This window comes from Xenorhabdus sp. XBWT (genome assembly GCF_059072735.1).
Genome location: NZ_CM180990.1, coordinates 3,529,585 through 3,545,199 on the forward strand (window position 1 = coordinate 3,529,585; position 15,615 = coordinate 3,545,199).

The 15,615-nt window shown below is 50.7% G+C and carries 12 protein-coding genes; 7 read left to right on the plus strand and 5 right to left on the minus strand.

From position 1 onward, the window contains the following. Positions 1–52: 52 nt before the first annotated feature. From AC5JQI_RS15385 to AC5JQI_RS15405, 5 genes are all read right to left on the minus strand, one after another. The gene (locus AC5JQI_RS15385) at positions 53–3,130 is read right to left on the minus strand and encodes a type I polyketide synthase (protein ID WP_493912800.1); all 3,078 of its coding nucleotides are present in this window, start codon (positions 3,128–3,130) and stop codon (positions 53–55) included. 801 nt (positions 3,131–3,931) lie between these two features. Further along, positions 3,932–5,710, minus strand: a complete 1,779-nt coding sequence (locus AC5JQI_RS15390; protein WP_493914704.1) for a toprim domain-containing protein — start codon at positions 5,708–5,710, stop codon at positions 3,932–3,934. Between the two features lie 18 nt (positions 5,711–5,728). Next, complete coding sequence (locus AC5JQI_RS15395; protein WP_493912801.1) at positions 5,729–6,370, minus strand: primase-helicase zinc-binding domain-containing protein; 642 nt, start codon at positions 6,368–6,370, stop codon at positions 5,729–5,731. Positions 6,371–6,603: 233 nt separating this feature from the next. Continuing rightward, entirely contained in the window at positions 6,604–6,810 is a 207-nt protein-coding gene (locus AC5JQI_RS15400; protein ID WP_493912802.1) for a helix-turn-helix transcriptional regulator, read from the minus strand. Between the two features lie 142 nt (positions 6,811–6,952). Continuing rightward, on the minus strand, positions 6,953–8,221 hold the full coding sequence (locus AC5JQI_RS15405; RefSeq protein ID WP_493912803.1) for a tyrosine-type recombinase/integrase: 1,269 nt from the start codon (positions 8,219–8,221) through the stop codon (positions 6,953–6,955). Positions 8,222–8,504: 283 nt separating this feature from the next. Here AC5JQI_RS15405 and AC5JQI_RS15410 point away from each other — a divergent pair, with 283 nt between their 5' ends. The 7 genes from AC5JQI_RS15410 to AC5JQI_RS15440 all read left to right on the plus strand — a co-directional run bounded on the left by AC5JQI_RS15410 (position 8,505) and on the right by AC5JQI_RS15440 (position 14,981). Continuing rightward, positions 8,505–9,392: a ParA family protein gene (locus AC5JQI_RS15410; RefSeq protein WP_493912804.1), complete on the plus strand. Its 888-nt coding sequence runs from the start codon at positions 8,505–8,507 to the stop codon at positions 9,390–9,392. Continuing rightward, a complete protein-coding gene (locus AC5JQI_RS15415) occupies positions 9,389–9,778 on the plus strand; it encodes a hypothetical protein (protein WP_493912805.1) in 390 nt (129 codons plus the stop codon). The genes AC5JQI_RS15410 and AC5JQI_RS15415 overlap by 4 nt, the downstream gene beginning before the upstream one ends. Continuing rightward, a complete protein-coding gene (gene dnaB-PI / locus AC5JQI_RS15420) occupies positions 9,762–11,138 on the plus strand; it encodes an SPI-7-type island replicative DNA helicase (protein ID WP_493912806.1) in 1,377 nt (458 codons plus the stop codon). The genes AC5JQI_RS15415 and dnaB-PI overlap by 17 nt, the downstream gene beginning before the upstream one ends. 3 nt (positions 11,139–11,141) lie before the next feature. Then, positions 11,142–12,722, plus strand: a complete 1,581-nt coding sequence (locus AC5JQI_RS15425) for a ParB family protein (RefSeq protein ID WP_493914705.1) — start codon at positions 11,142–11,144, stop codon at positions 12,720–12,722. Positions 12,723–12,802: 80 nt separating this feature from the next. Next, positions 12,803–13,384: a DUF2857 domain-containing protein gene (locus tag AC5JQI_RS15430; RefSeq protein WP_493912807.1), complete on the plus strand. Its 582-nt coding sequence runs from the start codon at positions 12,803–12,805 to the stop codon at positions 13,382–13,384. Positions 13,385–13,404: 20 nt separating this feature from the next. Continuing rightward, a complete protein-coding gene (locus AC5JQI_RS15435) occupies positions 13,405–13,662 on the plus strand; it encodes a ParE family toxin-like protein (RefSeq protein WP_012988060.1) in 258 nt (85 codons plus the stop codon). A gap of 95 nt (positions 13,663–13,757) precedes the next feature. Next, a complete protein-coding gene (locus AC5JQI_RS15440) occupies positions 13,758–14,981 on the plus strand; it encodes an STY4528 family pathogenicity island replication protein (protein WP_493912808.1) in 1,224 nt (407 codons plus the stop codon). Positions 14,982–15,615: the final 634 nt, after the last annotated feature.

Consider the following 15,615-nt stretch of genomic DNA (forward strand, 5'->3'; position numbering starts at 1 on the left):
ATGATTTCTATATCCAATTAATAATGATAAGGATAATTCAAGTAAAACGGTGTTAAATGCGTTCAAGATCGATCTCTTCAGATTCCAGTAGTGCCTTGAGCAACGCCTCTTCGTCATCCTCTCCCTGAATACGTCGGATCTGCGCCGCGATACCGTTAATCGTTGGCTCATTGAACAGATCTTCGACGTTGAGCTCAATGCTGAACTGGTTTCGAACCTGTGAGATCAGTTGAATTGCCACCAGTGATGTGCCCCCAAGAGCAAAGAAATCGTCGTCGGCTGATAGGGTTTCCAGGCCAAACAAACCGTGCCAGATAATCATCAAACGCCCTTCGATATCCTCAGGCTGCACATTGTGATGATTTCCGGGGGATTGTGCGTTGCCGGAAATCTGCGAGAATGGAGAAACTGTCTGACCTCCATGTTCAGACGATATCTGATCGGCGTGCTGCGCCACCGGCGCGTCAAACGGCGTGGCATTGGCTCTGTCAATCCAATAGCGGTTGCGGTCAAACTGATAAGTGGGAAGAGGGACGCGTTTAACGCTGCCTTCTCCGCGAAGCGCGTTTAGATCCACATTTACGCCGCTGGTCCATAGCGTACCAGCGGCCCACAGCAGTTTGCTGTTTTCGGTGCTTTTATCTTTGGGATGTTTATGCAGGGTGACCACTTGAACCATTTTTGCCAGCAGCGGATTAGCGGCGACAAATCCCGTGATGTTTGTTCCCGGCCCCATATCCACGATCCGGGCATTTTGAAACTGCATTGCCCCCAAAAGACATTTATCAAACAGCACCGGAGAAACAATGTGGCTGGCCCAATAGGCAGGGCTGACGGCTTGTTGAGGTGTTAATACGTTACCGCTAAGATTGCTGAACAACGGCAGCGCTGGCTCATTCATACTGACCTGGGACAGGAAGTGCTCAAACTGCGCGGCAGCCTCGTTCATCATGGATGAATGGAAGGCATGTGAGGTGTGCAGTTCGCGTGTTTCCATGCCCTGGAGCTGGCAGATGCGGTTAAAACTTTGTACGGACGCCCGCGGGCCTGAAACCACACAGCTGTCCGGTGAATTTACGGCCGCAATGGAAAGATCCGAATAGGTTTCACTCAGCATCTCCACCGTACTGCGCTCAGCCGACACGGCGAGCATGTCCCCTTCCGGCATAGACTGCATCAGCTCAGCCCGTGTAATGACGACCCTGATTGCCGTGTGTAAATCAAAGACACCGGCAACAGTAGCCGCCACCAACTCACCGATGGAATGTCCCATTACGGCTGAAGGTTTGATATTCAGATGTTGCAGAAGCTGTACCTGAGCGTAACCAAATATAAAGATAGCCAGCTGAGCCAGTTCAGTCCGGGTGGTATCGATATCCTGTGTATCACTGGTGAACAACTCACGCAGCGGCAAATCACAACAGGTTTCTGCTATCTCAAGACAGCGCTCTGCCGCATCCTGAAATACGCCATTGTTTTTATATAATTCACGCCCCATCGACAGGAACTGACTGCCCTGACCGGGAAATGCAAAGATAACGGACGTATTCTCTGCGGCTTTATTTTCCACCGGACGTTGGGCTGAACTACGCTGCAAAATCCGCAGACTCTCATCGGCATCTGAAGCAACCCATGCTGCGCGATGAGTAAACGCATCACGTCCCTGAGACAGGGTGAACGCGACATCATCAAGGGAACTGACAAACTGCCCTGAAAAGTAGTCTTTTAACGCAACAAGCTGTGCCGACAGCGCGGTCTCTGTTTTTGCCGATGCCACCAGTAACTGCGGCTGCACGGAGGTCTTCTGTGTTTCAGGAGAGCGGTACTCTTCCAGTATCAGATGAGCGTTAGTGCCTCCCATGCCAAAGCTGCTAACGGCAGCCCGGCGTATACCTGCTTTGCTTAATGCCCAGGATTTGCATTCTGTACTTACCCGGAACGGCGTGTCTTCAAAAGCTATATTGGGATTGGGTTGGGAGAAATTAATGGTGGGCGGGAGGGTTTGGTTATACAGGGAGAGGCTGGCTTTAATCAGCCCCGCCACCCCAGAGGCTGCCCCTAAATGGCCGATGTTAGATTTCACCGAGCCGATGGCACAATACTGTTTTTTATCGGTATGGTCACTGTAGACGCTGGTCAGGGCGCTAATCTCAATCGGATCTCCCAGCGGAGTACCGGTGCCGTGCGCTTCAACCAGTTCGATTGTTTCCGCGCTGACGCCGGACATCTCAAGCGCCTCAGCAATCACCGCTGATTGACCTGCCGCCGATGGCGCTGTAAATCCGATTTTATCTGCGCCGTCATTGTTAATAGCGCTTCCCAGAATCACCGAATAGATGGTGTCGTTGTCCGCAATCGCATCTTCCAGCCTCTTGAGAATCACCACACCCAACCCATTACCAAAAACGGTGCCTTTGGTATCTGCATCAAAAGGCCGGCAATGTCCGTCTTTCGCTGTTAAACCGCCTTCCTGATATAGATACCCGACATTTTGCTCTGCCAGAACGGAAACACCTCCGGCAATAGCTATATCTGTCTCGCCCATAATCAGCGACTGGGCAGCGACATGCACAGAAACCAGGGAAGAAGAACAAGACGTTTGAATGGATAAACAAGGTCCGGTCAGATTAAGCTTATAGGCCAGCCGAGTTGCCAGATAATCCTTTTCATTACCGTGCCGGACTGCCATCTCCCCAACGGATGCCATTAATGCGGGGTTACTGTAAATATTCATCAAATAAGAGCTGGAAAATACACCAGCAAAAGCGCCAATACGTCCGTCATATTTAGCCGGTGTATAGCCTGCGTGTTCCATCCCTTTCCAGCACAGCTCCAAAAATAAACGCTGCTGCGGATCGAGGATTTCCGCCTCCCTCGTGGTCATTGAAAAAAACGGGGCATCAAATTTATCAATGTCCGGCACCACAAAAGCTTTTTTTACGTAATTATTATCCTTAATCTGCGCATCCGGTATATTTGCTCCCTTTAGTTTGTCATCCGTTAATACTGTTATAGGCTCTTCTTTATCCGTAATGAGCTGCCAAAAAGAGGCTATATCGTTTGCTCCTGGTACATTGATAGCAAAACCCACGATTGCCACGTCATTACCATTTCTTTCTATCTCTTCCATTGAAAATAACCTTAAGTGCTACATGTATAAATAAGGTAAATTAACAAATGTTAATTAACTGTGATGTATGTAACAAAAAAAAGGCTTTTAATAAAAATAATTACTAAATTAATTAACAATTATATATTCAGAATACGACTATACTAAATGGATTTCTATGGTCACTATATGAACGTACCCCGTTTGCAAGATAAAAGCATAGCGCCCAGTTTCTTGACAGAAAGTAAACGATTCTTCTGCTTGTGGTGTGGCTGCTGTAACTATAGTCTATATTGATATTGATCTTCTTATGTAGTGCAGTATCGCAGCTAAAGCTGATGGACTAAAGTCGGTGTTTTTAACTTTTTGAAATAATAAAACTAATTAATTAAATAAATAAGTTAATATTCATATAACACAGCAGATTAAAACTTCGCTAACGCGCTACGCTTGTCTTCTCCAATTTACCGGGCTAATGAATTAACCCGGTAAATTGGAGAGCTGAAAAACATCCGCCAGAAAAACTATTTTCATTAACCCCTCCCTATTAAAGAATTAGGAATAAAACTGTTCACCTGTAAATATTTTTATTTAAATTCATATTGTTAAAGGATGATGACTTGAAATTAAACTCATCACCACTCTTCACTCACCCCTTCACCTATAAATCATAAAAAGGTGAACAGAGGTGAAGACTTGTGAACAGTTTAAAAATAACTGTTCACTCTGCAATATGTTGATATATATAGTTTAAATTGCAGAGTGAACAGTGGTGAACACTTTTTACTATTTTTTAGGAAATCTTTATCGGTGTGAAAAAAACTATTCTTCTGGCAGGTTATCCCTTGTCAGTTTCGGCAGCCATTCGATGGCAGTGTCGATATTCAGATCCAGATTGCTGCGAATGCCCTGTTTGCTTTTCTTGCGCAGGTAATGCTGGTTGTATTCAGCCAGTGCGCCGGGCATATCCATACCGAATCGGGTCACGGAAACCGGTTTGTTCAGGTTGTTGCCTTTCATATAGGCAAGGTAGGCGTGATAGAGGTATTTACGGGGATTAAATGGCACGATTTCCGCATTGCCGATTAACAAACCATCAGCTTCATGAGAAGCCACCAGATAACCGCAAAAATCAACCAGTGGATCTGTACCGCGTTTGATATCCAAAGCCTCTTCGGATTTTTGTTGTTCCGCCAGTAAGCGCCTTGCAGTTTGTGGATCTGCAAACCGATGAAGCAGTTGCCGGATAATGACTGGCAGTTCTGCCGCGATTTTGTCCCGCAGAAGCGGATCGCGTTCGTTTTCCGGCACGACTTCGGAGAAATTGAAAATCACCCGACGCCGAGACACCCCGCCACTGCGATCACTGAAACTCATGGCGTTATTGTTCACCGCCAGCACCACAGCCGGAATACGAGTTGAATAGGGCTGTTTATGCTTTGGGTCAATAGCGACTTCATCCCCGCCTGTAATGGCCTTGATACCGGAGCCATCTCCCACATAGCGGGTCTGGTCGGGCAGGATAATCAGCGAATACCCGACAATCAGCGCCCGCTCCCGTGGGTTTCCCAGTGCGGCCATACTGGCAGAAACGGTATTGCCTTTGCCTGCCAGCATCGTGCAGATTTCAGCAAAAATGCTTTTGCCACTTCCTCCGGCACCGGTGACTTCCAGAAATAACTGCCAGTCGTAACGGTTCGCCAGCACCATAAACAGAGCGGCCAGCACTCTTTCTGCTTTATTTTCACAGTGGGCAGTTGCCCGATTAAGCCAGCTCCAGAACTGAGGCGCATGGCTATGCAGGGTTTCTCCCGAAACGGGGGAGTTGAATTCAACGTCGTTAGCAAGCAGCAGCCAGTCATGTTTGTGATGAGGCCGGAACTGACCGATTTTCAGGTCAAACACGCCATTACGGAACCCGATTAAATGGCGCTCTGGCGAGTTCATCATGGGAAGCTGTAATTTCAGTGCATCCACAGCAGCGCTGATACCGTGCGGTGAGTACGGCATTTTTTCTTCCATAAAAGCCGCCACCATTTCCCGCTGTAAATCGCGGTTACTGACCGGACACCAGACAATACCATCATAGTGATGAACGGTTTCCGAAGCGCCATCCAGTGCCAAATTACCGTCATAACGTGCCAGTAACACTTCTCCGCGCTGACTGGCGCCCATCTGACATAATGTTAGTTTTGACGATTCGGTATCATTGGGCTGAATCGCAGCTTTTTTCGTTATGGGTGCCGGTTGATAAAGCCCCTGAGCAAACGCCAGCTTTGCCATTTCTACACCGTGTTGTTGGCGGTAGTCGTCCCAATCGGCTTTATGCTCTGTTGGCGGTAACGTGATCCAACCATTCACTGCAAGAGCCGTTTTTTCTGCCGAGATTTTGCCGGTATTCACTTTCGGTTTACCGTGTTTATCCAGTTCGCCGGGGTGATGCCAGTCATTATCGGCGGCAATAATGATTTTCGTGTCCGGCCAGCGTTCTCTGATTGATTGGGCAACAGAGAGCAAATTGCCCGCATCCAGCGCGGCCAGAACAACACCTTCGTATAGCTGGTTAACCGTGAGTGCCGTGGCGTAACCTTCGGTAATGATGACGGTATCAGGGTTCTCTTACAGCGTTGATAAAGGAATAAACGCACCTTTTTTCTGGCTGCCGGTGAGGAGTTTTTTCTCGCCATTCGGTTTGATGATCTGCGCGCCTGTGACTATATTTTCCAGTGTTGCGAGTCGCAACACAGTTGAATTATCAGGCAATAACCGCTGATTAGGATAATGCAGCCCCTTTGCGGCCAGATAGGGCGATTGCCCGGCAACAGTTTGCGCCATCAGTACCGCCACTCTGTCAGCAATCGGCTGTATTGGGTAAAGGTTTTCTTTGGCTGGCTTGGGTTCGGGCAAAGGCAATGCCAACGCACCCGCAATGATTTTCGCCGCCTCAGTAATCGAAATCTTTTGGGTTCTTGCCACCAAATCCAGCCCATCACCGTAGTTTGGGATATCACACTGGCGGCAATGCCAGTTGCCATGATGGTGATCGTCAATGAAGTGGAAACGGTCGGTACCGCCGCAGACAGGGCAGGCGCCATGTTTACCCTTGGCCGGAACTTCAATACCACAGGCGGGTAGCAGATTTGCCCATGAATACATGGCTGATGTTTTCACGGTTTGGATCAGATCGCGCGTTTTTTGATGAGCGGATTTTTTTTGAACTGTAAATTCAGGGCGAGTTTGGGTATGCTGTGTCTCAGCCATCGTTTTTACCTCAATTAACGGTTGTTGGTCAGACGCCTCAGATGTGTAGCAGCACACTGGGGCGTTGTGTTTTTATACACTTCGTCTTTCAAGCTGCCTCTTTGTTGGCTGCGCTCATTCACCCCGGTCACATAGTGATCTATGTTCCCGGATTCATTCCCTTGCCGCCGCGATGCAACTCGAAATCCATTGTGTATATGTCAGGTTTCTTATGTCATATTCTTTTGTATACCTTATGCCGCGCGTGATCCCGCGATGCGTTGGGCAATCCAGTTATCTATTTCTGATTCAATAAACGCGATGGAGCGAGGGCCGATTTTAACCTGCTTCGGGAATTTCCCCTCGCTAATTAATTTGTAGATCCACGCCTTGCTGTAACCCGTTCGGCGCTGAACTTCCGGCAAACGGATAAGATTTTCCTTCAATGCTGTCACTGCCATATTCATTCTCCTGTTACCGAGTCCCTGAGCGCTCGTCGTGGACGTTATTGGATGACAGGCGAATTATTGAAAAAGCCCCCTTAAATGAACAGCGTTAATTGTTTATCTTACAATGAGAATTAATGGGTTAAATAATGCACTATCAGTTTTTGCTGTCGCGCAACGGTTTGGCAAAGTCATACGGTGTGATTGGCTTTTCCCTGTTCGCATTCAGATAATCCGCCCACCATTGCACCATCAGCCGCCGTTCGTCCAGATATTTGGAGGTGTGAATATACGCCGCTCTAACGTTGTTTCGTTCGATATGGCTTAACTGGCGCTCGATCGCGTCATCACTCCACAGGCCGGATTCACCCATTGCCCCACGCGCCATTGTGCGGAACCCGTGTCCGCAGACGTCGGTCTGGGTATCGTAGCCCATCGCCCGTAATGCCTTATTGACGGTGTTTTCACTCATGACTTTCGCGGAGTTATGATCGCTGGGGAATATCACGTCACAATTGCCACTGAGTGTGTGCAGGGTTGTGAACAGTGAAACCGCCTGATGACTCAGTGGCACGATATGATCGGTTTTCATTTTCATACCGCGTTCAGAAAAGCGAACGCCTTTAATGGGTTGGCGTGTGGCGGGAATTTTCCATACGGCATTTTCAAAGTCGATTTCCTGCCAGCGGGCAAACCGCAGCTCACTGGAACGGACAAACGTCAGCAATGCCAGCTCTACCGCGATTTTAGTCAGCAAGCGCCCGCGATAAGCCGATAAGCGGTTCAGAAAATCAGGCAAGGATTCATGAGGCAGGGCAGGGTGATGGCGGGATTTTGTGGTGGTGAGTGCTCCGGCCATATCGTTAGCCGGGTTGGATGCCAGAATATCGTTCTGAACGGCATAACGCATGATTGCGGTGATACGCTGGCGCAGCCGCTGTGCGATATTGTGCTTGCCCTGCTCATCAATGGCTTTAGCCGGTGCTAAAAGCTGGCTGGTACGTAATGTAGTGATATCACGGGCACCAATAGGGGGGAAAATATACTGTTCAAGGCTGCGCAATACTTTCTGGCGGTGGCTGTCGCTCCAGCGTTTGTTGCTGGCGTGCCATGCACGGGCGACCTGTTCAAAGGTGTTCACTTTGGCAGGCGAAGGAGCCCCTCTTTTTTCAGCCTTGGGATCGAGACCCTGCGCCATCAGCTTTTTGGCTTCATCGCGTTTAGCCCGTGCATCAGCTAAAGACACGGCCGGATAAACACCAAACGCCAGGCGGTCTTCTTTTTTATCGGCCGGGCGGTAATACTTCATTCGCCAGTATTTCGAGCCGCGTGACGAGACTTCTAAATAGAGACCGCCGCCATCGGCGAGTTTGTAGGTTTTTTCTTTGGGTTTTGCAGTTTCGATTTGTCGTGCATTAAGTTTCATTGTTAAGGGCATTCTCATAATCGAACGGTAAGTGCCCCGAATTATGCCCTTCGCTGCATCTTGATTGCAACAGATGAAACTGGACGTAAAAATAAGAATTGGTATTGATTTTACTGGATTTAGTATGAAATGTTTGACTGGGCTGGACTTCACTGGAAGTTGAAGTGGTGCCCGGACTCGGAATCGAACCAAGGACACGGGGATTTTCAATCCCCTGCCAGACTGATGAAAAATAAAACGTAATTTTTTTTAGCCTGCATACTTAACTGACTGAGTATGCAACATGATAATTCTTCCCATAATTTCCCCCAAAGGGGGCGAAGGTAAATCGACTCACGCCGCCAATCTGGCCGGCTTTTTTGCCGATGCCGGTTTACGCGTTCTCCTGATTGATGCGGATTACTCGCAACCCACGTCCAGCAGTATTTTTCCCCTGAGCTATGAAGCGCCCGCCGGACTGTATGAGTTGCTGATGCAAACGGTGGATCTGAACCAGTCTGAGCAGATCATTTCCCATTCGGTTATCAAAAACCTCGATATTCTGATCTCCAACGATCCGGATGAACTCCTGCCAACGGCGATGCTGCACGCGCCCGACGGGCGTTTGCGTCTGCGCAATGTCCTGCAACATCCCCTCTTCAGCCAGTACGATATTATTTTCATTGATTCCAAAGGGGCGACAGGCGTGATGAGTGAGCTGGTTGTACTGGCTGCCACGCAGGGCGTTCTGGGGGTTATCAAGCCTATTTTACCCGACGTCCGCGAGTTCCTGCGCGGCACCCTGCGGATGCTGACCCGGCTCCGGCCTTTTGAAAACTACGGTATCCGCCTGCCGGCTATCCAGATACTGGTCAACGGGATTGAAGGAACGAATCTCGACCGGGATACGCTGAGTGAACTGGCCGACATTATCAATAATCAACGCTATGACGCTTCCGCACTGGGCGGCAGGCAGGTTTATCAGTTGCTGGAAACCCGGATAGATCTGCTGGATATCTACAAACTGGGGCATGTCCGTGCCCAGCCCGTTCATCGCCTTGAGTATAAAACCACCCGAAAAAGCCCGGCTGCCGCGCAAACCATGCACCGCCTTGCCTGTGAGCTGGTGCCCTTATGGGCGGAAAAATTCGACGCGGTATTGACTGCGCAACCGACGGGAGACGCGCAATGAATGTTATCTGGCGGGCGGTTTGTTTTCGTTATGAGCGTGTTGAATTGCTGTTCAGTGATGATGAGTGGTTTGTGTTTGTGGATGCGCCGGATCGTGAAACCGCGCAGGCGAAACTTCAGGTTCTGTTGCCGGCTGTTCTCGACGTGTCTCCGGACGAGGTCGAACACTTTTATCCCCGCAATGAAGCGGAGCTGCGCAGGCAGGCCATGCGCCCCGATGCCTCTCCGGATTTGGCGTTGCTGGAATGTGGCTGGGAAAATGACCCGCCGCAGTATCTGACCCGTGAAGAGGTGCTGTTCTGGGTCTCTGCGCCTCATCTGCAACAGCGTTTAATCGCTGCCCTGAATGCGATCAGCAGGGAGGTCGCCGATGAATCTGCCGCATGAACATTTACAGATCATCAGTGAAGAGGCGCCCAGCTATGCGTATGCTGAAGTGGGGGTGTTGGGGGGGCTGATACTGGAGAATGAGCGTTGGGATAGCGTTGTCCAGCTATTGGCTGCCGACGATTTTTATTTCCCGGCACACCGGATAATATTTCAGGCCATCGCTGAACTGAGCGAAAAAAACTGTCCGTTCGACCTGATTACCCTGACCGATATGCTGACCCAGCGCGGGCAAATTGATCGGGCATGCGGTTTTGCTTATGTAGCGGAAGTATGCCAAAACACGCCGAGCGCCGCCAATATTGAGGAGTATGCCCGTATTGTGGCGGAAAAAAGCCGGTTACGTCAGTTACTGGCACTGGGAAAATCCCTCAGTGCTGACGTTTTTCAGCCGAATATTCAGTCTGATGCCCTGATAGAGCAGGCAGAAAGTCAGTTGTTTAATCTGGCTGAAAAAGGTTCGACCCGCCAACATCAGGAAATGACCCTGTTGCAGGGCGCAGACAGCCTGATTGCCCATCTGGAACGAATACAAGGCTCACAGGGAATAACCGGCACACCGACCGGATTTCAGGATCTTGATGAAAAAACCTGCGGCTTGCAGGCCGGTGATCTCATTTTGCTGGCTGCCCGCCCTTCGATGGGAAAAACCGCACTGGGGCTGGCGTTTTGTCTTGGTGCCCTGCGACACCGGGATGATGCGGTGGTACAGATTTTCAGTCTGGAAATGCCAGCGGCACAACTGATGCTGCGTCTCACTGCTATGGAAGGCGGGGTTTCTCTGAGTGCCCTGCGTAGCGGGATGCTGGATGATGAGCAGTGGGGGCGCATCAGCCAGAGCCTGGATCAGTTTGCCCGCTGGGATCATCGTCTGGTGATTGATGATTGCAGTCACCAGACGCCCGCATTATTACGTGCCCGTGCCCGCCGCTATACCCGCAAATACGGTAAACCCGCCCTGATTATGGTTGACTACCTCCAGCTGATGTGCGCGCCCGGACAGGAAAACCGGACACAGGAAATTGCCGATATCTCCCGTAACCTGAAAGCGTTAGGCAAAGAACTGGGCTGCCCGGTACTGGCGCTGTCCCAGCTTAACCGGCAGGTCGAAAACCGTTCCGATAAACGTCCTAACAATGGTGACCTGCGTGATTCCGGTTCACTGGAGCAGGATGCCGACCTGATATTGCACCTTTACCGCGATGAAGTTTATCACCCGGACACACCCGATACGGGTATCGCTGAAATCATTATTGGTAAGCAGCGTCAAGGTCCGACGGGCGTGGTTCGTGTGGGATTTGACGGCCAATATACGCGGTTTTCGGACTTATCAGCAGACCGTGATGGTTACGGGGGGTAAATGATGGCACGGCAACATCTTAATATGGGCAATGCCCTGTTACAACAAGGGCGCCAGGCCGCGGCGACACTCAGTGAACAACCCCCTGTGTCGGAAATGCCGATGGTACTGACACTGGACCAACTCCGCCCCAATCCGGATAACCCCCGCACCAGTCGGAATCCGCGTTACGACGATATCAAAGCCTCCATCAAAGCGCGCGGGCTGGATACGGTGCCGAAGGTCACCCGCGATCCGGAAGGTGATGATGTTTATATCTTCAGTGATGGCGGTAACACCCGTTATCAGGTTCTGTCTGAATTGTGGCAGGAAACCGGCGATGAGCGTTTTTACCGTGTTCACTGCCTGTTTAAACCGTGGCCGGGCAGATTGCAGTGTGTCATCGGGCATCTGGCGGAAAATGAACTGCGCGGTGAACTCAGTTTTATTGAAAAAGCATTAGGGATCAGCAAGGCCAGAGCCATTTACGAAGAGCAAAAGCAAAAAAGAATCACCTTGCGTGAATTGTCCGCGCAGCTGAATGCGGCCGGTTTTCCCGTCAGTGCCAGCCATATCAGCCGGATGGAAGATACCGTGCAATACCTGTATCCGTGGATACCTAATTTGCTGGCATCCGGGCTGGGAACCCCCCAGATACGTCCTTTATTGGTGCTGCGTCAGAATGCCGAGGCTGTCTGGCAGCAATATATCTTCAGTATAAACCCGGAACCTGCCGTCACCTTTGATGAAGTCTTTGGTACCTGTTGCCGCAAATTTGATGCACTGGAAGACTGGGCACCGGAGATGTTCCTTGATGAACTGATCGGTGATTTATTGCAGGTACTGCCGCATACGCAGCTGAATTATGACCGCTGGGTACTGGAACTCGATCCGAAGGAAAATAACCGCCGGCAGCTCTTTGGCGAACAGGCCACCCAGGTTGACGCTGTGCCAGTGCCGGAAAAGCCAACGCCTAAAGCGGATCGGGTTCGGGCGCCAGACAGGGAATTGAACCCGCGCCTAATGTCTCAACCCGTCACGGATGCGGTGCAGGCACCGGAGACAACATGTGCTCCGGTCGATAAGACACCCGTGCCTGCTCCGTCTTCCCGAAACACTCCGGTGATCCCGCCTTATCAGCCGGATAGTCCGCCTGAACCGGCGCTGTCTGAGCCTGAAGCTGACGATCTCCACTTTGCCCGGACCGGGCTGGAGCCGGTCAGTTCAGTCTGGCACATTTCCCCGATGCAGGACGATATCGAGCATCTGCAAAATATGGCGTTTCGCCTGGCGTTTGAACTGGCCGAAGTGATGGGCTGTGACCGTGATTTGCTGCCGGTATCGGATGAGCGGTCGGCGGGATTTTGCCTGATTGACGGGCCGGATGTTCATCCTTTTTCGTGTTTATTGCACTCCCTGACCGGGGAAATCTCGACTGACCGTCATGAACTGACGCTGACTGCCGTTCTGCTCGGCACCGCCGGACGGGAGGCGGTGCCATTACTGGATGACAGCCAGACCGTGAAGTTTCTGCGGCTGCTGCGAATTATCCGCCGCCTGCGTGAACTTCAGCGCGAAATTACACCGGAGATGTTGACGATGTAGCGATGCCGGTCCGGGGTGCCTGCTTTTCAGTGTGTTGTTCATTCATTGTGTTTTGACCGGCCTGATAATGGAGGAAGTGTATGAATCATTTATCGCAAGCGACCAACAGCCTGTTGTTGCAGTTGGTGATGGATTTGAAGAACGGCTATATCCGCCGTTGCGAAGCACTGGGGCTGGCCCCCTCGGAGATGCTGATGTTACAGAGCCTGACGATTGAGGATTTGCATTATCTGGGCAACAGCCCGGTATCGGTGCTGAGTGTACAGATTCATCACGCCAATCTGGCCCGCATCCTACATCAGGCGCGTATCGAACAGCAGCGGATACAACGCATTGACCGGGCACTGGAACTCAGCGGATCGATTGACCTGATGCACTATTTTTTTGGCCTGTCCAGTCTGGAGGTAGCGGCGCGCCGGCGTATTGCCGGTATTGCCGTGAAGTCGGGGCGGGTTTCAGTGCTGACGGAAGTGGAAAACAGTGACCTGTGGCAGCGCTGGCAGGCGGCAAAGATGAGGGATGCGGACAGTGCCGAAGGGCTGGATATCATGATGGACATGGCGGAGCATCATGATATTTCGCTGACGTCCGTCTGGAATGCCGTCAAAGAATGGCAGCAACAGGGTGCATCCGGATCGGTCTCTGTGAAAAAACAGGGATAAAACAAGTCATACAGGAAACGATGTCAGGAAAATTAACCGAAATCATGCCCGGCCTGCATGTGCCGGTAACGGCACCGCTGTCCTTTCGCCGTAAGGCGCAATATCAGGTGAAATGTTACCGGCGGGGTCAGCGTAATTACGTCCGGCTGAAGGAAAAAGGCACCGGGTATCTGAAAATTAACGTGGGGCTGTTCTGGCGGCTGTTAAGCCGTGACAGCGGGCAATCGTGGGAGCTGATGCACCACGAACGCTACAACAATGAAATTCGTAAATCGTAAATGTGACTGAAGTCGTGTCATTCTGCGCCTTGTGCAACGCCACAGGGTGCAGCCCTGACATTATTTTCACAGATTAACACCGGAGAGAAGGGATCATGATAACCCTGTCAGCAGACAGTTTAATTGCCCACACCATGGCCAAAATGAAAAGCCGTCTGGAACAACGTAACGGCGATGACGTTTCACAGCTGCGCAGTGGTCTGCTGTTTATGGGGAATATTCAGGATGCCTATCCCCGTCGCCTGTTACTGGATGATCGTCTGTCACCGCTGGATAAAACGGGCTGGATGATGATCCGTTTGTATGCGCAACAAAATGAAGGGGCGGTTTTCCCCAGCTACGATGAATTGCAGGTGCTGCTGGCCTCACCCTATAAAGGCAAAGCCTCCCGTGAAACCGTCAGCCGGGTATTACTGATGCTGCGAATAACCGGCTGGCTGAGTTTATGCAAGCGTATCCGCGATGAGCACGGGCGGGTGCGGGGCAATATCTATGCGCAACACGATGAACCGCTGACCTGCCGTGATGCCGAAATTCTCGATCCTCACTGGCTGGATACCGTGGCAGAAGCCTGTCGCAGCAAAAACCGCACTATCAGCCAGACGGCACGGGAGGTACTGACTGACATTAAAGAAGATCCACTGATGCGTCATCGTCACAGTCATATCCGTTTGCTGGAAGCGCGGCTGAATGCGGTGCAGACGCCACAGCAAAAGGTTATGAGGCAGGCGCTTCAACAGGGAAAACAGCAAACCGAACTCAGGGAAATGAAACCGGGTTCGGAAACCGAATCCGGTCAGTTAAAAGGGCAGAATAAGCTGGATTCGGAAACCGAACTCAGCATGAAATCAACGGTTTATCGTCAAACAACTAAACCGAACCGTTATGTACGTTCTTTCACACAGAGTGTGAATAAAAAAACATACGTCGATCCCCCGTCCGCTATTTTTCTGCCGGAAACGTTATGCAGGCAACTGGAGCCGGAAGATGGGGGGATGCTGAACAGCCAGTTGCAGGCACTGCCTGCTGAACAGGCGCAGACTGTGTTGATTTGTCTGGATAAGGCGTTACAGGCAGGCAAAATCGGTAATCCGGTCGGCTGGCTGCTGGCGATGATGAAACGGGCACGGGAGGGAAAACTGTATGTGCAGGCCGAACCGGCTGTCACGACGACAGCGGCTGCGAAGAAACCCGTTGAATTCACACGGGAAACGGCGCGTTCTGTTCCCCCCTCTTCACAAGCCCATGTCCGCAGTGTGGTGAAAGACATTCGTCAGCGGCTGGCGCAGGCAAAATATCACAGTGATGACAGGGGGTAAAACCGGGTTGTGTTGCCCGGAACAGCAATGATTAAAAATTATACGGGTGTGCCCGGGGCACAGGCGACTAAAAATTGTGCTGCCTTGTTTGAGGCAGGCAAGTCTGAAAATCTACCGTATTGTCTGAGATATCCGTGATTAAAAATTATACGGGTGTGCCCGGGGCACAGGCGACTAAAAATTGTACTGCCTTGTTTGAGGCAGGCAAGTCTGAAAATCTACCGTATTGCCTGAGATAGCCATGGTTAAAAATCATACTGGTGTGCCCGGGGCACAGGCGGCTAAAAATTGTACTGTCTTGTTTAAGGCAGGCAAGTCTGAAAATCTACCGTATTGCCTGAGATAGCAGTGGTTAAAAATCATACGGGTGTGCCCGGGGCACAGACGGCTAAAAATTGTACTGCCTTGCTTGAGGCAGGCAAATCTGAAAATCTATCATATTGGCTGAGATAGCAGTGGTTAAAAATCATACGGGTGTGCCCGGGGCACAGGCGGCTAAAAATTGTACTTTATTAGCCGGGTAACAAAGACGATAAAAAATAATCTTTTCTACGATCCCGAAAAGGGATCGTTTTTTCCTTTTTCCATAACTGATTATCCATTGAGTCGCAGACGTCTTTCCCCTGATAGTCCC